This window comes from Gemmatimonas sp. (assembly GCF_046594945.1).
Classification (GTDB): Bacteria; Gemmatimonadota; Gemmatimonadetes; order Gemmatimonadales; family Gemmatimonadaceae; genus Gemmatimonas.
Genome location: NZ_JBKJRB010000171.1, coordinates 1 through 19,138 on the forward strand (window position 1 = coordinate 1; position 19,138 = coordinate 19,138).

The following is a 19,138-nucleotide window of genomic DNA, read 5'->3' on the forward strand; positions in this document are numbered from 1 at the left end:
GGCTCGCGTTATGCTCGCGTTATGCTCGCGTTATGCTCGCGTTATGCTCGCGTTAAGCGCGCGTTAAGCGCGCGTTAAGCGCGCGTTAAGCGCGCGTCATCGCGTCGATCCCACCAATTTCTGAAACGCGGGAGCGCCGCTGATGGGTTTGAACCACCAGCCGGGATCGTTGGCATAGGCCGCGCGACGGATGTCGTTGCGCGAGAAGTACACGTTGAGCGCGCTCACGGCCGCCGCCGTGTCTGCCAGAATCGTATGCACGAACGCCGCGCGCAGCATGTTCTCGCGCTTCGGGTCGAGCTCCGCGTCGCCTTCGGAGCGCTTCACCACTGCCCGCGCGCTGTCGGCCATGCCCGCTCGCGCCAGAACCGCCGCCACGATCAGGTCGTTCGCCAGTCGCTGTACCGCCTGCTGCGGTGCCGGCGACCGCTGCACGATGGAGTCGGCCAGCGCCCAGGCCTTCGCAACCGCGGCCGCGTCGGCCGGCCGCGACCGCGTGGTCAGCAATTGCAGCTGACAGCGCGCGGCGTTCGCCGACGTCGGGAAGCGGCGCTTGGTCTGCTCGCACCACGAGATCGCGTCCGGGTCGATGTTGTTCAAATCGTACGACGACGCGAACAGACGGCTGAGCACTACGTCGGCGTTGGTCAGAAACGCGTCGGCCTCATAGGCCCGCTTGGCAGCCATGTTGACATCGACGTTCGTCTTCGTGCGATAGTACAAGTGCGACAGCGTCGCGAACGCGCCGGCCTGCAGCGGGTTGGCTTGCGTGGCCATTTCGAGATCCTTCTCAGCCTCGCTCACCAAGGCCTCCGCCTTGTCCGTTTCCGGAACGAGGCCTACCAGCACGCGGAAGTACTGCAGATTGCCGCGAACTTCGAGGGCGTCCGGATTGTTCGGCGCACGCTGCAGCGCACGGTCGGCGTGCACCATACCGGAGTCGATCCAGCTGCGGGCTTCCGGCGGATTCCCCTGCAGCAGCCGTGAACGACGGTAGGCGAGATTCGCGCGCAGCACGGCGGGCTCGGCCCACTTGGCATCCATACCCTCCGCACTAATCAGCAGGGAGTCGGCCGCCACGAACTCCTTTTCGAGCGTTGCCGCATCGCCAGCCTTGAGCGCTGCCTCACCGCGGCGTCGCGCGGCCTCCGCACGCTGCACCACTTCCCACGCCTCGGCGTTCAGCGTCGCGTCACGCGTCTCGCGCAGCTTCACCTGGCGGCCGAGATCTTCGCGAATGAGCAGCGACACACGCGAGGCTAGCGAATCGCGTAGCGCGAGAGCATTCGACGCACTGCCGGTCACCTTCGCGGCCTTGCGCACAAAGTCGCCCTCGCCATCGACGAGTTGAATGTTCACCAAGATCTTGTCGCCGACTTTCGACACATCACCGCGCACCAGCGTCTTCACATCGAGCACCTTGGCGATGCTGTCGTTCGGCGCCTTCGATCCGCGGAACGGCTCGACACCGCCGCGGGATACGACCGTCACACCCGTCACGCCGGTGAGCGACCCGATCAGCGCTTCGGTAAGACCATCCGCGAGATACCCAAGCTCTCCGCCCGCTGACGCATCATCGAAGTACATCACCGCGATGCGATCGGCGGCCAGTCCGTCCTTCTTGAGCGGCGTACCGCTACCGAACTTCCAATAGGCGCCGCCGGCGGCGAGTACCGCGAACAACACGCCGCCTACGACCCACGGCTGTTTGAACCACGGCGCTGCTGGAGGCAACGGCGGTGGTGTCGGAATGCGACGCATGGTCGTGAGCCGATCGACGCGACGCATGGCGGTCTCGCCCATGGGCGTGCCGAGAATCGCCGCGAACTCCGCCGCCGTACGTGGCCGGTCTGCCGGTGATTTCTCCATCGCGGCATAGATCGCCTCTTCGACTTCATCCGGTACGGCTTGGCGCACGATGCGAATGCTGGGCACGGTATCCATCGCGTGTCGCGCCATGATCGCCATCGCGTTCCGGCCCGTGAACGGCGGATCTCCGGAAAGCATTTCGTACAGCACGCAGCCGAGGCTATAGATGTCGGCGGCGGGTCCGACCTTTTCGCCAGTGGACTGTTCTGGACTCATGTACACCGGAGTGCCCACCGCCATGCCCGTCTGCGTCAGCTTCTGTGCATCACCTTCGGTCGCCGCACGCGCGATGCCGAAGTCGGCCATGAGCGCGTGCCCGTTCTCGAGCAACAGAATATTCTCGGGCTTCACGTCGCGATGCACGACCTCCTGCGCATGCGCATAGCCAAGGGCATCGGCCACTTCGCGAATGATGCGCACGGCGTCGGCAACGGGCAGTTGTCCCTCGCGATTTAACCGATCGCGGACCGATTCACCTTTCACGAACGGCATCACGTAGTACAAGAGCCCGCCAGAGGTGCCGGACTCGTAACATCCAAGAATGTGTGGGTGCTGCAATCGCGACGCGATTTTGATCTCTCGCTCGAAGCGATCGGCTCCGATCGTGGCGGAAAGTTCAGGATTGAGCACCTTGATCGCGACCTCGCGATCCTCGCGTAGGTCGTGCGCGAGGTACACGGTCGCCATCCCACCGCGCCCGAGCTCCCGCTCCACCCTGTACATACCGTCCAGCTGCTTCTGGAGTGTCTCGAGAATATCAGCCACGATTTGATGGAACGAGAGAATATTGGTACTACTTCACTGGTCCCGTGGGGACACCTGTACTACTGCAGCACAACATACGGCCGAACGGTGAACAGCGCGACGTAATCGGTGTCACTTCCGTGGCGCCATGCTTTCGTTCGTATCCGAAGATGAAGCGTGGAACATGGTGCAGCGGGTTACGCCCATGGCAACCCGCCATTCGGCGCCAACCGTGTCACCAATGACGTCCGGTCACTATGGTTCGGGATGACGAGCACCGCCGCCAACGGCCGCCCCGCGGGTGATCTTGCAATCCGGCACGCGACGGCGGCCGACGCGGAGGCATTGTCCACATTTGCCGCGCACGTGTTTCACGAAACGTTCGCGCCCGACAATGACCCGGTGGATATCCAGGTCTATCTGAGTGACGCGTTCACGCCGGAGAAACAGGCGGCGGAAATTGCCGATCCCTCATGCGTCTGTCTCTTGGCCGTAGTCGGCGACGCGATGGCCGGGTACGCGCTCCTGCGTGCCGATACAACGGTTTCCAGTGTGGTCGGAAACCGGTCGGTGGAGCTCCAACGCTTCTACGTGGACCACGCCTGGCACGGCCAGGGCATCGCGTCGCAACTCATGGCGGCGTGCGTGGAGGCAACGCGTGGACGCGGCGGGGCCACGATGTGGCTTGGCGTGTGGGAGCGGAACGCGCGGGCGATCCGATTCTATTTAAAGCAGGGGTTCACCGACGTCGGCACGCAGGAATTCCGGCTCGGCGGTGATCTGCAGACCGACCGCGTGATGACGCGGTCGGTCAGAGACGAGGGTTAGCGCTTACGCAGTGGCACCGGAGCGGTCGGGACGTCCATCTCGGTCGTGAGATGTGTCGCACCCCGATGGCACATCACGCAGGTCGTCTTCGGACGAGGGTCATCGAGTTCCTTGACCTTGGCGATGTACTTCCGGTCGATGTCGCGCTGCATCTTTACCATTTGCAGGGCGATAATCTTGTCCTTCCGCGCGTCGCTGGCGTAATCCTTGTTGTCCATGTGACAGCCGGTGCAATTGATGCCCAGACCGCGACCGAACTGTTCGTCCATCATGGTGACGAACTCTTTCGCGGGCATCGTCTTGTGCAGCTTCACATTCTTGAACACAGTGCCGGCGGGTTCGTTCTCGCGACCCACGAGCGTGGCCATCAGCTCGGCCACGGCTTCACGGCGCAGCGTATCGAGCTTCATGGGCGTGGGGGGCACACGACGGGGACCCTGCGGCCGCGCCGGCGCGCCGCCTTCCGGCGAGGCGATGGGACGCGCTTCCTGGACCGCCCCTTCCTTGGCGCCACGGGCGCACGCGACCACCGACCCGATCACGACCACCGACATCACGACCCACGAACGCATACGGCCTCCAAGGCTCCAGCGAGGTTCGAAACTCCGCGTACCGTAAATGTACGTAGGCGCGGCACGTCTATCGCTTCTTCGCCAGGATCGTTCCCCGGCAGGTGATCGCACCGCACGAGCAGGGGAAACGCTTCTTGGCGGCCGGTGTGTGCCGCTCCGGCAGGATATAGGCGTAGTCGTACACCAGCTCCTCGCCCACTTCGATGTCGTGGATTGCATCGATCCAGATACGGCCGTCGTCGATCACCGCGTCGCAGTTCGGGGCGCAGGAGTGATTGAGAAACCGGGCCTCGTTCCCGTTCACGGCCGCATCGACCACCACTTCGTCGTCGATCGCGAAAAGGTAGGTATGGTGCCGCTCGCCGGTCACGTCGGGGTAGCGCGCTTCGGCGGCGCTCGGGGTGAGGCGCTCGCCGGCGTACTCGATGAGGCGCACGCCGGCGGCAATCGGGCGAGTCGCGTAGCCCCCGAAGCCCTGAATCGGGGAGTGCCGGACCTCAAATGGAAGTGACGTGTCGGTCATGATGACTGGCAATCTGACCTATTCCACCCGGCGAAACCACATCTCGGCGCCGGATTAGGGTAGATTTCATATCTCAAAAGGAGACTTGACATATGAAACAGCCGGACGAGCGCGATGTCGCCGCACGGAACAGCGAGCGCGACGTCAGCGAAACCGGATTCGCGGCGCTCGGACTCGACCCCCGCATTGCCTCAGCGCTTGCTGCGCTAGGCTACGAAGAACCTACCCCTGTTCAGCGCGCCGCGATTCCGCCGCTGCTGGAAGGTCGTGATGTGTTGGCCCAGGCGGCCACCGGTACCGGCAAGACCGCTGCGTTCGCGCTGCCGTTGCTGAGCCGCGTCAATACAAGTGCCAAGGGCAGCGAGCGCACGTCGGCACTGATTCTTGTCCCGACGCGTGAACTCGCCATGCAGGTGGCGGAAGCGGTGCATCGCTACGGCAAACCGATGGGCGTGAGCGCCCTGGCCGTGTACGGCGGCTCGTCGATGGAGATGCAGGTACGCGCCCTCAAGCGCGGCGTCGACGTGGTCATCGCGACGCCCGGACGGGCGCTGGATCACATCCGTCGTCATACGCTGCAAATGACGTCGCTGAAAACCGTCGTGCTGGACGAAGCCGACGAGATGCTCGACATGGGTTTCGCGGAGGACCTCGAAGCGATTCTCGAGGCCACGCCGAAGTCGCGTCAGACCGCGCTGTTTTCGGCCACGCTACCGCCGCGCATCGTCAACATCGCGAAGCGTCAGCTGCGTGATCCCGTGTTCGTCACGATCGATCGCGAAATCGTCCCTGATGGCGAAGCGGCTCGTGTGCGACAGGTGGCGTATATCGTGCCGCGTGCGCACAAAATGACGGCCCTCGCGCGCGTGCTCGACATCGAGCAGCCTACGAGCGCGATCGTGTTCTGCCGCACGCGTACCGAAGTGGATGAGCTCAGTGAAACGCTGATGGCGCGTGGATTGCGCGCCGATGCGTTGCACGGTGGCCTGAGCCAGGACCAGCGCGATCGCGTGATGACGAAGTTCCGCACGAAGAAGACCGATCTGCTGATCGCGACGGACGTCGCGGCGCGCGGTCTCGACGTGAAGCACGTGTCGCACGTGGTGAACTTCGATGTGCCGGCCGATGCCGAGTCGTATGTGCACCGCATCGGCCGCACGGGTCGTGCCGGTCGTGAAGGGGTGGCGATCACACTCGCCGAGCCGCGCGAACATCGTTTGCTGCGCAACATCGAACGCATGACGAGTCAGCGGATCGAGATCGCGCAGGTACCCACGGTCGACGATCTGCGCGCGCATCGTCTGGAGTTGGTGCGCACGACGCTGCGCGAGACGATCATGGAAGGTGGTCTCGACAAGTTCCGCGGTATCGTGGAGTCGCTGGCCGATGAGTTCGACGTGATGGACATCGCCGCTGCTGCCGTGAAGCTGTTCGATTCGCAGGACGAGTCGGACGAGCCGGATATCCCGGCCGTTCAGCCGCGTTCGGACGATCGTGGCTCGCGCGACAGCGGCCGTGGTCGTGAAGGCGCGCGTGAAGGTGGTCGTGAAGGCACCCGTGAAGGTGGTCGGCCGAGCCGCGGTGGCGACGACGAAACATCGCGGGCCTCGAAGGCGCCCAAGCGTACGAAGCCGGAGTGGAGTGTGGCGCGGTTGTGGGTTGGTGCGGGTCGCAAGCTCAAAATGCGTCCGGGCGATCTCGTGGGCGCAATCGCGAATGAAGTCGGTATCGACGCTAGCGTGATCGGCGCGATCCAGATCGCCGACGGGTACAGCACGGTCGAGGTTCCGGAAGAGATCGCTGAGGATATCATCACGGCGCTGCGGAACACGACGATCAAGGGCAAGAAGGTGTTGGTGCGTCGCGATCGGATGCGCTGACCACAAGCGCACGAGTCATCAGAGGCCGGCCAACGAACGCTCGTTGGCCGGCCTCTGATGGTTCGTGGTGAAATCCAGCGGAACTGGTGCATCGTTTGAGCGGGATGTACCGTAGGTGGGATTATGACCATTCGCAGAATTATTCCCTGTGTGATTGCCGTGCTGCTGCTGGCTCCCGCGCCTCAAGCGAAGGCCCAGGCAGCCGACACCGTGCGCGGCGTGGTGCTCGACAGCCTCGGTGGTGCACCGCTGGTCGGCGCGTTCATCACGACCGATGTCGATGGCACAACCACCACCACCGACTCGCTCGGACGCTTTGTGGTGGTCGCCTCGCGTCGTATTTCACGGCTGCAGGCCTTTCACGACGTGCCGGAACGGTTGGGGCTCGGTGCCTTGGCTATCGATCGCCCGCTGGGCGCGTCGACGTGGAATCCCACGCTCGCCACACCAAGCATGGAGACCGTGTGGTCGCGACTGTGCGAGGGGCGTCGCCCAACGGACGGCTTGGGTGGGATCATCTTCGGCAGCACGCGACTCTCCGATGATACCACGCGACTGGCTGGTGTGCTGGTGGAGGGGCAGTGGGAGCTTCCGCGTCTGTCGTCGGATTCGGCGCCACGCTACGACTCGCGCAGCGCGCGCAGCGATTCACTAGGCAACTACGTGCTCTGCGGTGTGCGCGAGCGCGTCGATGCGGCGATCGTGGGATTGTCAGCGGTATATAAGTCGTCGAGCTTGCTGCTCAGCGATGACGAGCTGCCGATTCGTCGCGGCGATCTGGTGCTCGGTCGCATCGATGCGGAGGCGACGACCGCCGTGGTATTGGGAACCGTGTTCGATCGTGACGGCAAGCCGGTGCCAGATGCCACGGTGCAGATCGAAGGAGCGGAGGCGATGCGCAGCGACGTGTCAGGACGATTCTCGTCGTCGACAGTTCCTACCGGCACGCGCATGATGTTCGTGCGTAAGGTCGGCTATCTGCCGCTGGTGACGCCACTCGATGTGCTGGATCGTGGAGTGCGGGAACGTACGATCATCATGGACAAAGGCATCGCGCTCGCCGCAGTCACGGTCACGGCGGTGCGCGTGCGCTCGCGTGATCAGCGCGAGTTTCAGGAGCGGCAACTGGCGGGATTTGCGCGTATTATGGAGGGCACGCAGATCAAGAAGTATCCACAGTTGCGCTCCGCGATCGCAATGTTGCCGGGCATCGTCGTGGTGGGTGACGTACGTGGTGATTTCAACATTCTCGGTCGCGTCGCAACCGGCGGAAACACCAGCAGCCTGAGCGGGTCATCGCGGAATCCAGGAGGCCGCTGCAACGTGACGCTGTATCTCGACGGGATGCTCGTTGGGACGGATTATCTCCGCGTGATGGACGCTGATGAGATCGCGGCGCTCGAGCTGTATCCGAGTGAAAAGTACGCGCCCGCGCGCTACCGCACGCTTGGAGACGACTGCGCGATGCTCTTGGTGTGGACGAGGGCGCACCTGCGGAAGTAGCGCGCTCGCGGCGATCCTTATCGCCGGCCAGCCCTTCTTTATGGGCGGCGCCTACCAGCGTAGCAGCTTGGTCAGCTTTATGACAATGGAGCGATTTTCGAGCTCCGGATAGTTCGGTCCGATCGTTGTGCGGCCGTCACTGTACACCAGAAAGAAGTCACTCCCTGGCTGATATTCCCACCGCAGTCGCAGGTTGGAGGACAGGGATGAGCTACGTGATTGATACTGCACGAGCGCAGCCATGAACATGCGCGGCGTGACGGTATAGGTGAGTCGCGTGCTCAACAGATTCGCGTCGCCGCTACCATAGGGCCCGTCGACATGATTTCGCGACAGGGTGGGCTCGACGTACCACTGCGGAGAAATCTCAACGCGCCCGCGCCAACTCGTTTCGGTGAGTGTGCCACCATAAAAGCCGCCGCGTGTAATCGTGATGCCGCCGCTCACGCGGTGCTGCGGGCCCAGCATGTAGGATGCCTTGGCCTGATTGAATCGGTAGCCGCCCACGGGTACGGTGACGCCCTTGGCGACACTGAAGGGTACGACAAGCTGCTCGAACACCTGCGCCACTTCGGTGGAGAACACGTCTCCGTTCGCGAACTCGGCGCCGAAGTAGCTCCGGAAGTCCTCCGATTGAAGCGTCCCTGTCATCGATGTGATGTGATCCGCACTGCCTTGCATCGTGAACTTCCGCACGTGCGGTACGCGCGCCGGCCGAGGACTGAATCGTGCAAGCGCGTACGACCGCTGAAAGCCCGTGCGACGCAGGAACCCCACCTGTGGATCGAAGCCGTCGCCCACCGCCATGCGTTCGACGTTCACACCGTAGCGGTCGGCATTCCAGTCCACGCGAGCGCGATAGCTCGTCGGATCGCGCTCGAGCGAATCGCGCGTGGTGCGCGCCAGGTATCCACTGATGGCGAGATTGGTGCGGATATTGAACTGCGCGTCGGCTCCGACGGCCAGGTGACCGTTCACGGCGCCGGCCGGGTCACGACGCGTGGCAATGAGCCCAAGTCGACTGCGGCTCAAGATGTCCCGATTCACGCGCACAACCGAGAAGTTGGTGGACGGGGCGTTGGCGGCGAGGACGTGGTCAGTTTGCATGCTGAGGGCGCCGACTTGCCAGGGTCCCGAGCGCCCGAGTACGCGTCCACCACCGATGATCGGCGCCACGCCGCTGCCGGTGAGACCGATTCGTCGGCTGTAGAAAAGCGTTGGAGTGAGGTTGTCGTTGGGGCTCGCGCCCGGCGTGCCAAAGCCACCCCCTCCACCCCCTCCCGCTCCACCACCGCCCCCTCCGACACCGGCGAAGGCGAAAGCGTCCTGTCCTTCGAGAAAGAAATCGCGCTTCTCCGGAAAAAAGAGAGAGAAGCGGGTGAGGTTCACCTGTGCCTCGTCGTCCTCGACCTGCGCGAAGTCGGTGTTGTACGTCAGGTCGGCGACGAATTGCGGTGTGATACCCCACTTTGCGTCAAGCCCGACGTTGCCATCGCGGGCATTGCGCACGGCAGGCTTGGCCGTCGTATTGGTAAGCATCGAGCCGAGCGTATACGGCTTGATATCGACGTAGCGACCGCCGGTTGGCGCCGCCATCCCCGTCATGACGGCGGCATCGGACACTTTGTTCAGCGCCCGTCGTCCCCACGACCTCGGCACGCCACTCAGGAACGACGTTTCATTCTTCCATCGAACCATGCGTCGCATGTTGACGCCCCAGGTCGCCGCCCCTTCGGCAAAGCGGATCGAGCGAAATGGAATTCGGATCTCCACGGTCCATCCACCGTCGAAATCCTGCGCCTTCGACATCCACAATGCGTTCCAATTCGAGCTGGGCTGCTCGTTGGTGGCGGAAAAGTCGAAGAGTCCGCCAATACGATTGGTGGAGAACCCGAAGCCGTTGCGATGATCGTTGAACGTGTCGAAAATGACGGCGAGATGGTCATTGTTGTACATGTTCTGCGCATCACGCCGCATGTCGCTCATGACGCGGCGCGTCGGCTCACTTTCGTAGAGCCGTGCGGCCACGTAGATGTTTTCGTCGTCGAAGAAGATCCAGGCTTCGGTCTTCTCCGTGGCCGGCGCGCCTTCATTCGGTTCCTGCTGCACAAACCCCGCGAAGGGTTCCACGCGGCTGTACACCGCTTCGCTGAGCGTGCCGTCTAGCGTGATACGCTCTGAAATCCGAGACACATGTACCGATACGCGTCCGTCCGACGTCCGCGTCATGGCCGGGATGACCGCCGGAGGCACCGCGATCTCGTCGCCAGTCTTCACTCGTGACGGCGCCGGTTGCGCGGACAGCGATTGGGCGGCCAAGCCAAGCATGAGGATGGCGGCACTCCGACCAGTATGCGAACTCATATCCGATATACGGTTAGTCCGGCGTTCTGTTGACCTCAGCGCGCGTCCGCGTCGTCGTCTCGAGCCTCGGCGCGCGCGAGTTCCCGGTCGCGACTCGTGCTCAACAGTCGGTGCGCGGTGGTGCCGGTGATCAATCGTACGCCACGCTGATAGGTGATGTATTGATACGCCCACTGCACGAACACCGTGAGTCGATTGCGGAGTCCGGCGAGATACAGAATGTGAATGAAGAGCCAGGCAAGCCACGCGATGTTGCCCTGCAACTTCACCGAGCCGATCGATGCAACGGCACGATGGCGACCGATCGTGGCGAGATCGCCTTTGTTGAAGTAGCGGAAAGGCGTGCGCGGTGTGCCGCGGAGATCGTGCAGAATGGCCTGAGCGGCGTGCGCGCCCATTTGATTGGCCGCTGGCGCGACGGCAGGGACCGGTGTGCCGGCGTCGGTGAGTACGGAGGCGATGTCGCCGACGGCAAACACCTGGCGGTCTTCGGGCAAGGCGAGGTCGGGTCCGACGATCACGCGCCCGGCGCGATCGAGCGGAGCGCCGAGTTGCTTGCCGAGTGGTGAGGCCTGGTTCCCGGCGCCCCAGAACACGGTGTGCGCGAAAATCCGTTCGCCCGATGCGACCGTTACGCCGGCGTCGTCCACGTTGGTGACGGCCGTGTTGGTGCGCACGTCCACGCCGAGGTCGCGGAGGTCGCGCTCGGCACGTGCGCTGAGCGATTCGGGGAACTGCGGCAACAATCGCGGGCCCGCTTCCAGCAGCACGATACGCGCCGTCGCGGGATCGAAGCGCCGGAAGTCCTTCTTCATCGCCTTGCGTGTGATCTCGGGAATCATGCCGGCCAGTTCGACGCCGGTCGGGCCACCGCCGACGATCACGAACGTGAGCAGGGCCTCGCGTTGTCCTTCCGCGCTGGCGCGCTCGGCTGCTTCGAAACTGAGCAGAAAGCGGCGACGCATTTCAAGGGCATCTTCGATGCTCTTGAGCCCCGGCGCATTGCTTTCCCATTCGGGACGTCCGAAGTAGGCGTGCCGCGCGCCGCTGGCCACAATGAGATAGTCCCACGCCACGATGCTGCTGCCGCCGTCGAGCGTGAGCGTATGCTGCGGCACATCGATGCTGTGTACCTCCGCCATGATGACCGTGGCGTTGGGTTGATCACGGAGCATCCAGCGAATCGGTACGGTGATGTCGGCCGGGTTGAGCACCGCCATCGCCACCTGATACAACAGCGGCTGAAACAGGTGGTGATTCGTACGGTCGATCAGCGTGATCCGCACATCGGCCTTGGCGAGTGTGCGGGCGGCGGTCAGTCCCGCGAAACCGCCACCGACGATGACCACATGCGGTCGAGGATCGGTGGCGTGCATGCTGGTGACGCGTGTACTGGTGTTCGGCTCAGCCTTCACGACGTGCCCGGTAATGGAGCGATGGGATATGCTTGCCCGACTACTTCGTCCAGAAGACTAAACTGCCGCAGCCGCCAAGTCCCGGCTGGAACTGCGCAGGGACCTGGCCGGCCCTGTACACCTCGATGCCTGCGATATCGTTCGGGCGGATGAAGCCATCCAGATCGCCAGAGGAGAGGCCGTTCATCCACTGACCGTTGATGTAGATCGCGGGCTCACAGCGGTCCTCAAAGATGCCGCGCATCATGACCTTTTCCTGCGCGTCCATGGTGCGATCAAGGAAGAGGCCGGGCACGGAGCGGAAGATCTCTGATGTCACGAATGGTTGCCGCACGGCGATATCGCTGGGCGTCAGGAAGCGACCCATGCTCGAGCGACGACGTTCCTGAAAGCCCACCAGATTCATATCAATAGTGCGGGTCGCGCTGATCTTCATGGTGTCGAGCACGGATTTGAACGTCGCGAGCGCGACCCGCATGGGCGCGATGCTGTCGACGATGTCCACGGCGCGACGTTCGGGATAGTAGCCGACGGCGCGCACTTCCAGCATGCGTGTTCCCGGCGGCGCGTCGGTCAGCGCCCATTCGCCGCGCGCATTGGTGCGTGTCTGCGGACCGTCGACGATGCGGATCTGTGCGTTGGCCAGCGGACGGTCATCGGCGGTGGTTCGCACCACTCCGCTCAGGCGACCATCACCGACATGCCTTGTGCGCGTGCTGTCCCCGGCAATGGCGATTGTCCGCGCGGGACCCAGGTACAGCTCGCGTCGCTGAAAGCCCGTTGCCGGTACTTGCACTTCGATCATGGCGGTACTGTCGGCGCCGCGGGTGGCCATGAGCATCATGACGCCGGGGCCTGGCACATTGCAGAGGGAGAACCAGCCGTTCTCGCGGGTGGTGGACGTCCGCCGCGGCATGCGTCGCGTCATGCCCCCCTTGCCGAACGTCAGTTCAATCCATTCGACGATGACCGTCACGCCGGGCGCCGGCGTCCGGCCGAGTGCATCGTGCACGGAGCCGACCAATACGGCGCCTGCACCCGGGCCCGATGTGGCACCGCAGATGGCGGTGCGCAGTCGCGCGGGAGAGGGCACGGCTAGATCCGATTGGACGGCGCCGATACCGGTGACGGCAACGGCTCGCGTGATCGGCTCGAGCCCGAGCGAGTCGAGCATGGGATGAAAGAATCCGATCGTGTAGCGCCCCACCGGCACGTGGTCGAAGCTGAATCGGCCCGTGGAGTCCGAGACGATGGCGCGGCCGAAGTTGGCGAGCGTGTCGGCCGCCACCAGCTGGACCACCGCTCCGGCGAGCGGACGCGCGGCGACGCTGTCGTGCACCATGCCGTACACCATCGCGCTTGCCGAGGCCTTCGCGTCCTGCCGAGACGGCACAGCGCTTTGTGCCGAAGCGCGCGCGGCGTACGTCGTTGCCAGGAGCGCCGAGAGCGCTGTGAGGACCGTGAATGCTGTGCCCAATCGTTGTCGGAGTGGCATCAACGGGTGTGGCTCAGGGGTATTTGGCGCGCGGGGCGCAGCCGCCCGGCCATTCGGCGCGAAACTTGTTCTCGCTGAAGGGCCGGTTGTCGAACGGGACCAGACCGACGGACATTAGTTCAAAGAGTCGCCCACCGGCCGACTCCAGCGAACTATCTTCGCGACCGAGCTGATCGCCGCACGCGTTGTAGTACGCATGCACGAGTTCGTGCAACAGTGCGGCGTGCGGTGGGCGCGGGAGTCCCCCGGCCGAATCTTTATGCGGATCATAGTTGATGCGTGTGCCGCACCCGTTGCCTGAGCGCAGCCAGTGCTGGAGTACGGTCGAAAGAACGTCCATCTGGTCGACGTCGGGAATGGTCGTCCCAGCGAGCCACGAGTCGATGTTCGCGACGGCGAGCTGAATCGGAGTTTGGGGCAGCGGTCTTGCGGCGCCCGGCAAGACGGGGGGTACGACGCGCTTTGGGTTACGGAATGGGCTGGGCAACACCGCGCCAGTCCACGTATGAATCGGCGTGTCGTGGAGTTGCTGGGCGAGCCACTGCTTGTCGTGCGGACAGGCCAGCATCGTGGCCGCCAACTCGGCGGCGAACGCCACTTTGTCGCCTTGATCGTGCGCCTTGCGGAGTTTTTTGTACCCGCCGAGTCCGCCGGCGGCTTGATTGCTGTTCGGTCCCGCGTACAGAATGGTCTGCGTCTTCCCGAGGCGACCAAGTTCAGTCAGCAGGGCGGCGCCGGTGGGCGTCGATTCGATCTCCATCAGGTGCCGAAACACGGTGTCGGTGTAGTTTCCGCCGCCGGGCAGGGTCTGGGCGGATGGGCGAATCTCGATCATCGTGTTGGGGTACCGAACCGGTGCCGCCGCATGGAATACAGGAACGGGCTTGCTGATTTTCGGCGTGCGAGAGAACCATCCCATGACTGGTATTTGGTAAGAGTTTACAGACGCTGACGCGGCGTGCGGCTCCCGTGCGCTGCCTCAGCGAAACGGCTTCCGTCACCCGAGTGTAGCCCAAGATGTCTCGCTACGCCATCCATTCCCACTTCCGCTAAGCGAACCGCCGCCGATGACGCTGTTTCCGCAGGGTTGGACCCATTATCTCGTTGGTGGTCTCACGATCGGCCTTGGCGTCGGGGTGCTGTTCGCACTGACCGGGTTGATCGGGGGCATGAGCAGCGTGTACACGTCCACCTGGTCCTACGTGGTGCGCCGCCCGTTCTTTCAGCAGCCGCGCTTGGTGAACAGCCGCGCGTGGCGTCTGGTGTACGCGGCCGGCCTCGTTGTGGGGGCGTTGGTGTGGTGGCTGGTCTTCAGCGATGGGCTGCGTGTGGTCGTGTCGATTCCGCCTTGGCAGCTCGCGTTGGGCGGTGTGCTGGTGGGGTACGGCGCGCGAATGTCGCGCGGCTGCACCTCGGGACACGGGATTTGCGGATTGGCCTCGCTCAAGCTGCCGTCGTTGTTCGCGGTGCTGACGTTCATGACGACCGCGATCATCACGGCGAATCTGCTGGCGCGCGTTGGGGGGAGCTGAGACGATGCTCAAGTCAGCGTTCGGCGCCGGTGCCCTGTTTGGATTTGGCCTCGCACTCTCCACGATGATTCAACCACGCGTCGTGCTGAGTTTCCTGCGCTTTCAGGACTTTGGGCTGATGCTAGTGCTGGGCGGCGCCGTGGTCGTCACTTTCCTGGCATACCGCTTCGTGCCGACCCTGCTGCGGCGGCCGCTGTTGGGCGGTGCGTTCGGCGCGCACGAATCGGTGATGGATCGCTCCACGATTATCGGGGCGGCGATTTTTGGCATTGGCTGGGGTATCACCGGGGTGTGTCCCGGGCCGGCCATCGCCGGCCTTGGCGCCGGCAGTTGGGAATTGCTGTACGCGATCGGCGGCATCGCACTCGGTGCCCTGCTGCAGGGACTCACGGCAACGCGCGAAGCTCGGAACTGACTCACGCGACGGCGCAGAGAACGCAGAGCAAGTCGGACTCTGCGCCCTCGGCGTGATCGGTTCGACCCGATCATTGAAGCTGCTCACGCGTAGCAAACGACGTGGCGATAGCGCACGTCGTGGAATGCCTGACTAAATCGCCGTGAGATACTGCAGCGAGCAGTAGCCTTCTTCTCCGTTTGCCGAACGCACCAGCGCCCACTCGGCGTTGTACTTACTGAGCAGCGTGACTTCCGATTCGTGCGCGGCTTTGCCAATGATTGGCTGATCGGTGCCGGGCCCTTTGCGGATGTTCAGATTGGAGCTCTGCGTTGTGACCTTGAGACGCGTGGACGGAGCAGCCGGCGAGACGTCGAGATTGAGCACGAGGTCACCACTGCGAAAGTCGGGGTCGAGCTTGTCGTAGAGGCCCCACAGCTGATCTTTCGCTTCGCCGTTTGGCACGACGCCATCGATGTAGAGCACGTTGTCCTGCACGCGCACCGCGAGGTTTGAGGCGCCGCTCGCGTTGGCGGCGGCGATGAGCTCTGCGTACTTCCCTTCCAGCGCGGTCATTTCTTCACCGTGGCCTTGTTGTCGATCTTCTTGGGATTGAGTGCCGAGAGAGCCTGCATGGCCAAGGGCAGATCGGCCTTCTTGATCTCGCCGTTGAGCGTGATCACGCCGTCACTGATCGTCGCGGTGAGCGTGGGGAAGGCCGCGAGCGCCGCCATCACACTCGTGCGAAGGGCATCATCGGGTGAGATCACGACCGGCGGCGGCGCGATGGTCGAGCTGTCGGCCACCGACTTCACACCTTTGACGGCGGCGACCCGAGCGAGTGTCGCGGTGCGCGTTGCGTCATCGGCGAACTCGCCGGACACCGTGGCGACGCCGTTGGCGACGGCGACCGATACTCCGGCCGCACTAGCGACGGCAGTGTCGGCCGCAGCCTTGATGTCGGCATCCTTCGGCCCGCAGGCTGCCAGCGCGAACGCGAGCGAGAGCGCGACGGCGGAGACAACGTGACGTGTACGTGAGTGTATCTTGGCTGACATGCGGTGCGTCCCTCATTGGATTGCAGGAAAGTCGTGGTGCGTGGAGTGCCCACACGCGTGAACTCGCACTTTCTCTGCCGCGAGGCAAGCGCACCCGACCGTAAGAGTCGCGCCGACACGCACGACTTGGCAGCGAGCTGCGCAATGGGCCGGCGACGGTCGCCGACGCGACGTGAGCAGCTGAGCGGCGGGTGTCTACTCGGCGATCGTGCCCTGTGACAGCACGACGACGCGATCGGCATAGGTGCGCGCAAACTCCGCATCGTGCGTCACGATCAAGAGGCCGCGTCCTTGGGCGGCCAGCGTGCGCACGGATTCACCGAGCGCGGCGCGGCGGGCGGGATCGAGCGCCGATGTGGGCTCGTCCATTAAAAGCAGCTGAGGGTCGAGGGCCAGCGCGCGTGCAATCGCCACGCGCTGGGCCTCTCCGCCGGAGAGCTGGCGCGGATAAGCGTTCGCGCGGGTCGCCACGCCTAACGATTCGAGCAAGTGCGCGGCGGCGGCGGCCGCGTCCGCGCGCGACTGTCCGAGCGCGTGTATTGGCGCCAGCATGACGTTCTCGAGCGCGGTGAGATGCTCGAAAAGTGCGTGACTCTGGAATACGACCCCCACACGGCGACGCAGGTTGCGGAGGCGCGACTCGGGCGGCAAGGCGCCTGGCTTCAGGGCAAGGTCACCGATTTCGACGGTGCCCGACGAAAACGGCTGCAGCGCGGCCACGACCCGCAGCACCGTGGTTTTACCGGCGCCGGACACCCCCATCACCGCGCACACTTCGCCGACGTCGAGGTCGAGGTCGAGTCCGCGCAGGATGGTCTGCTGACCGCGAACGGCGTGCAGCGCGCGCACGCGCAAGGCGCCAATACTCGCCGCGCGTGTGAAGTCGTCGCTCATGACAGCTTCCACCGCTGCTCGAGGCGCCGGGCCAAGCGCGAGAGTGGTAGGGACATGGCGAGATACACGATCGCGCACAGCGCGCCGGGGATCGCCCAGCTTCCGGCATTCGTGGCGTAGATCGCCGTTTGCTTGGTGAGTTCGACGACGGTGATGACCGAGACGAGCGACGAATCCTTGAGCAGTGCCACGAAGTCGTTCGTCATGGGCGCCAAGGCGAGTCGCAGCGCCTGCGGTCCACGCACGAGGTGGAGAATCTGGAATTCGGAGAGGCCGAGCGTTCGCGCGGCCTCGAGCTGCAGCGTGGGGATGGCCTCGAGCGCTGCACGATAGATCTCCGACTCGTAGGCGGCGTAGTTCAGGCCGAGGCCGATCACGGCGGCGGCGAACGCGGGAAGTCGCACGACGTCCGACAACCCGTAATACAGCACGAACAGCTGCAGCAGCACCGGCGTGCCGCGGATCAACTCCACGTACGCGGTGAGCAGCAGGCGCACCGGACGAGATCCGTACAGGCGTCCGGCAGCGAGACCGATGCCGATCGCGATGGCAAGCACCATCGCGAGTACCGATAGCACCGCAGTGACCACCGCGGCGCGCAGCAGCGCCGGGAGATAGGTCGCGATTGAGGTGGAGTTACGCGTCGCGTCGCGCTGACTGTGCGGCATGGAATCGCGCAGCATCTGCTGCTGGAAGTCCGCCTGCTGCGCGTCCCAGACGTTCCACGACCGGAAGACTCGCTCGAGGGATCCATCGCGCATGCGTGCTCGGAGCGTGGTGTTTACCGAGTCGCGGAGCGCGCTGTCGCCAGCCGCCAGCACGGCCACGTAGTGACCGCGGGCAAGCGGCACCGGTTGCACCACAAAGCCACCGATGCGACGAAGCGAGCGTTCGGCCAGAACGTGGTCCAGCAGCACGGCATCGACGCGTCCACTCACGAGATCGCTGTAGGGGTGCACGTCGTCGTCGTACGACACGGGCAGCACGCCGTGCGATGCCTGGGCGGCGAGCAACATGTCCCAGGCCATGGTGGCGCCCAGGGTGGCCACACGCCGCCCGCGCAGGTCGGCGAGCGTGCGAACACGGGCGCTGTCGGCCGCTCGCACGGCCAGCACCTCGCGGAACTCGTAGTACGGCAGCGAAACCGCGAACCGTTCATGCAGCGTGGGGCGATCTTCGAGACCGGACATGCCAAGCGCGAAGTCGCCACGCGCCACCGACTGCTCGATCGACGCCCACGCCACCTGCACAAACTGCGGCTCGCGACCAAGGCCCTGGGCGATCATCGCCGCGATCTCGACGTCGAAGCCGCGCAGACGGGTCGGGTCGGCCGGATCGGCCTCCACGAAAGGGGCGCCTCCCTCAGCGTCGCCGCCCCAGCGGAGCGGGGGCACGAGCGTCGACGCATCCGTTGCCTCGCCTGCGCAGCCCCCTGTCACCACGAGCAGCGCGGCTATCGACATCAACCGCGTTGCGATTCGGATCATGGAGTGGGGTCGTGGGGAGGAAATGGGCAATCCGAAAAGCTATCGCGTGTGACGGCCGTGGCAACGCTGTTCTTGAACTGCCGTTCGTCTAGGTCGCTGACGTGCCTCGACGGCGCGACGCCGCACCCGGAGAACTGCAACCGCAACCGCCGGAACACAGCGCCGCGGATTGCACGGAATCAACACGGAATCAACACGGATAAGCCAAACGGCTGTTCATCCTAATTCTGTGTAGTTTCGGTGAAATCCGTGGCCTCCGTGTTTTCGCCGTTGTAGTTGCTGTTTCCATTGCCGTTGCTGTTGTGCGCCAACGCTAGATTTCAGCGAAGCGCGAAGGCCGGCGCCGTCGTGGTATTCACTGAGCCCGTACGCCAAATGAAAGTGGTGATTCCCGGTGGGAGTGGTCAGGTCGCAATACTGTTCGGATGGCGCATTACCTGGGTCTGCCGGAGCGCTTCCTGCTTCGACACGGTGCGGGTAAATGCACGGACTGATCCGTGCAGCAAATAGGTCTGGAGTGTATGCCGTAGCATCCCAACGTGTTGGCATGGAAACGGCGTCAGTTGCGGATGCCCTTGGG

Annotated in this window: 16 protein-coding genes; 5 read left to right on the forward strand and 11 right to left on the reverse strand. The window is 64.2% G+C overall.

What is annotated here, in order from left to right; all coding sequences use genetic code 11:
- Window positions 1–96 precede the first annotated feature (96 nt).
- A complete protein-coding gene (locus tag ACLL97_RS20885) occupies window positions 97–2,634 on the reverse strand; it encodes a protein kinase domain-containing protein (RefSeq protein WP_411282415.1) in 2,538 nt (845 codons plus the stop codon).
- Window positions 2,635–2,880: 246 nt separating this feature from the next.
- Here ACLL97_RS20885 and ACLL97_RS20890 point away from each other — a divergent pair, with 246 nt between their 5' ends.
- Entirely contained in the window at window positions 2,881–3,441 is a 561-nt protein-coding gene (locus ACLL97_RS20890) for a GNAT family N-acetyltransferase (protein WP_411282416.1), read from the forward strand.
- Here the strand turns inward: ACLL97_RS20890 and ACLL97_RS20895 are convergent.
- Window positions 3,438–4,013, reverse strand: coding sequence for a c-type cytochrome (locus ACLL97_RS20895; RefSeq protein ID WP_411282417.1), 576 nt, complete (start codon window positions 4,011–4,013; stop codon window positions 3,438–3,440). The two genes, ACLL97_RS20890 and ACLL97_RS20895, sit on opposite strands and share 4 nt — an antisense overlap.
- A 67-nt stretch (window positions 4,014–4,080) precedes the next feature.
- Window positions 4,081–4,536 (reverse strand): SET domain-containing protein, encoded by a 456-nt coding sequence (locus ACLL97_RS20900; RefSeq protein ID WP_411282418.1) that lies wholly within the window; start codon window positions 4,534–4,536, stop codon window positions 4,081–4,083.
- A gap of 92 nt (window positions 4,537–4,628) precedes the next feature.
- Here ACLL97_RS20900 and ACLL97_RS20905 point away from each other — a divergent pair, with 92 nt between their 5' ends.
- Both ACLL97_RS20905 and ACLL97_RS20910 read left to right on the forward strand, forming a co-directional pair.
- Window positions 4,629–6,416, forward strand: a complete 1,788-nt coding sequence (locus tag ACLL97_RS20905; RefSeq protein ID WP_411282419.1) for a DEAD/DEAH box helicase — start codon at window positions 4,629–4,631, stop codon at window positions 6,414–6,416.
- Window positions 6,417–6,539: 123 nt separating this feature from the next.
- Complete coding sequence (locus ACLL97_RS20910; RefSeq protein ID WP_411282420.1) at window positions 6,540–7,919, forward strand: carboxypeptidase-like regulatory domain-containing protein; 1,380 nt, start codon at window positions 6,540–6,542, stop codon at window positions 7,917–7,919.
- A gap of 51 nt (window positions 7,920–7,970) precedes the next feature.
- On the opposite strand, the gene ACLL97_RS20915 is transcribed toward ACLL97_RS20910, so the two are convergent.
- Genes ACLL97_RS20915 through ACLL97_RS20930 form a run of 4 tightly spaced genes read right to left on the reverse strand, consistent with a single transcriptional unit; the run spans window position 7,971 to window position 14,028 of the window.
- The gene (locus tag ACLL97_RS20915; protein WP_411282421.1) at window positions 7,971–10,283 is read right to left on the reverse strand and encodes a DUF5916 domain-containing protein; all 2,313 of its coding nucleotides are present in this window, start codon (window positions 10,281–10,283) and stop codon (window positions 7,971–7,973) included.
- Between the two features lie 35 nt (window positions 10,284–10,318).
- Window positions 10,319–11,698: an NAD(P)/FAD-dependent oxidoreductase gene (locus ACLL97_RS20920; RefSeq protein ID WP_411282422.1), complete on the reverse strand. Its 1,380-nt coding sequence runs from the start codon at window positions 11,696–11,698 to the stop codon at window positions 10,319–10,321.
- A 40-nt stretch (window positions 11,699–11,738) separates the two neighbouring features.
- Complete coding sequence (locus ACLL97_RS20925) at window positions 11,739–13,193, reverse strand: carboxypeptidase regulatory-like domain-containing protein (protein WP_411282423.1); 1,455 nt, start codon at window positions 13,191–13,193, stop codon at window positions 11,739–11,741.
- Between the two features lie 13 nt (window positions 13,194–13,206).
- A complete protein-coding gene (locus ACLL97_RS20930; protein ID WP_411282424.1) occupies window positions 13,207–14,028 on the reverse strand; it encodes a M91 family zinc metallopeptidase in 822 nt (273 codons plus the stop codon).
- A 232-nt stretch (window positions 14,029–14,260) separates the two neighbouring features.
- On the opposite strand from ACLL97_RS20930, the gene ACLL97_RS20935 reads away from it, so the two are divergent.
- A complete protein-coding gene (locus tag ACLL97_RS20935; protein ID WP_411282425.1) occupies window positions 14,261–14,725 on the forward strand; it encodes a YeeE/YedE family protein in 465 nt (154 codons plus the stop codon).
- A gap of 4 nt (window positions 14,726–14,729) precedes the next feature.
- Entirely contained in the window at window positions 14,730–15,140 is a 411-nt protein-coding gene (locus ACLL97_RS20940) for a DUF6691 family protein (protein WP_411282426.1), read from the forward strand.
- Between the two features lie 132 nt (window positions 15,141–15,272).
- Here the strand turns inward: ACLL97_RS20940 and ACLL97_RS20945 are convergent, their stop codons facing one another.
- The 4 genes from ACLL97_RS20945 to ACLL97_RS20960 form a co-directional block, all read right to left on the reverse strand.
- Window positions 15,273–15,695, reverse strand: coding sequence for an SH3 domain-containing protein (locus ACLL97_RS20945; protein ID WP_411282427.1), 423 nt, complete (start codon window positions 15,693–15,695; stop codon window positions 15,273–15,275).
- Window positions 15,692–16,177, reverse strand: a complete 486-nt coding sequence (locus ACLL97_RS20950) for a BON domain-containing protein (protein ID WP_411282428.1) — start codon at window positions 16,175–16,177, stop codon at window positions 15,692–15,694. The genes ACLL97_RS20945 and ACLL97_RS20950 overlap by 4 nt, the downstream gene beginning before the upstream one ends.
- Before the next feature lie 195 nt (window positions 16,178–16,372).
- On the reverse strand, window positions 16,373–17,071 hold the full coding sequence (locus ACLL97_RS20955) for an amino acid ABC transporter ATP-binding protein (protein ID WP_411282429.1): 699 nt from the start codon (window positions 17,069–17,071) through the stop codon (window positions 16,373–16,375).
- Complete coding sequence (locus ACLL97_RS20960; protein WP_411282430.1) at window positions 17,068–18,558, reverse strand: ABC transporter permease subunit; 1,491 nt, start codon at window positions 18,556–18,558, stop codon at window positions 17,068–17,070. Before ACLL97_RS20960 ends, ACLL97_RS20955 begins: the two co-directional genes overlap by 4 nt.
- Window positions 18,559–19,138 lie beyond the last annotated feature (580 nt).

Excerpts from the sequence above, each read along its gene's own strand:
- ACLL97_RS20930 (WP_411282424.1), bottom strand. The coding sequence starts at position 14,028 with ATGATCGAGATTCGCCCATCCGCCCAGACCCTGCCCGGCGGCGGAAAC.
- ACLL97_RS20915 (WP_411282421.1), bottom strand. The coding sequence starts at position 10,283 with ATGAGTTCGCATACTGGTCGGAGTGCCGCCATCCTCATGCTTGGCTTG.
- ACLL97_RS20950 (WP_411282428.1), bottom strand. The coding sequence starts at position 16,177 with ATGTCAGCCAAGATACACTCACGTACACGTCACGTTGTCTCCGCCGTC.
- ACLL97_RS20945 (WP_411282427.1), bottom strand. The coding sequence starts at position 15,695 with ATGACCGCGCTGGAAGGGAAGTACGCAGAGCTCATCGCCGCCGCCAAC.
- ACLL97_RS20900 (WP_411282418.1), bottom strand. The coding sequence starts at position 4,536 with ATGACCGACACGTCACTTCCATTTGAGGTCCGGCACTCCCCGATTCAG.
- ACLL97_RS20940 (WP_411282426.1), top strand. The coding sequence starts at position 14,730 with ATGCTCAAGTCAGCGTTCGGCGCCGGTGCCCTGTTTGGATTTGGCCTC.
- ACLL97_RS20910 (WP_411282420.1), top strand. The coding sequence starts at position 6,540 with ATGACCATTCGCAGAATTATTCCCTGTGTGATTGCCGTGCTGCTGCTG.
- ACLL97_RS20905 (WP_411282419.1), top strand. The coding sequence starts at position 4,629 with ATGAAACAGCCGGACGAGCGCGATGTCGCCGCACGGAACAGCGAGCGC.
- ACLL97_RS20960 (WP_411282430.1), bottom strand. The coding sequence starts at position 18,558 with ATGATCCGAATCGCAACGCGGTTGATGTCGATAGCCGCGCTGCTCGTG.
- ACLL97_RS20890 (WP_411282416.1), top strand. The coding sequence starts at position 2,881 with ATGACGAGCACCGCCGCCAACGGCCGCCCCGCGGGTGATCTTGCAATC.
- ACLL97_RS20895 (WP_411282417.1), bottom strand. The coding sequence starts at position 4,013 with ATGCGTTCGTGGGTCGTGATGTCGGTGGTCGTGATCGGGTCGGTGGTC.
- ACLL97_RS20935 (WP_411282425.1), top strand. The coding sequence starts at position 14,261 with ATGACGCTGTTTCCGCAGGGTTGGACCCATTATCTCGTTGGTGGTCTC.
- ACLL97_RS20925 (WP_411282423.1), bottom strand. The coding sequence starts at position 13,193 with ATGCCACTCCGACAACGATTGGGCACAGCATTCACGGTCCTCACAGCG.
- ACLL97_RS20955 (WP_411282429.1), bottom strand. The coding sequence starts at position 17,071 with ATGAGCGACGACTTCACACGCGCGGCGAGTATTGGCGCCTTGCGCGTG.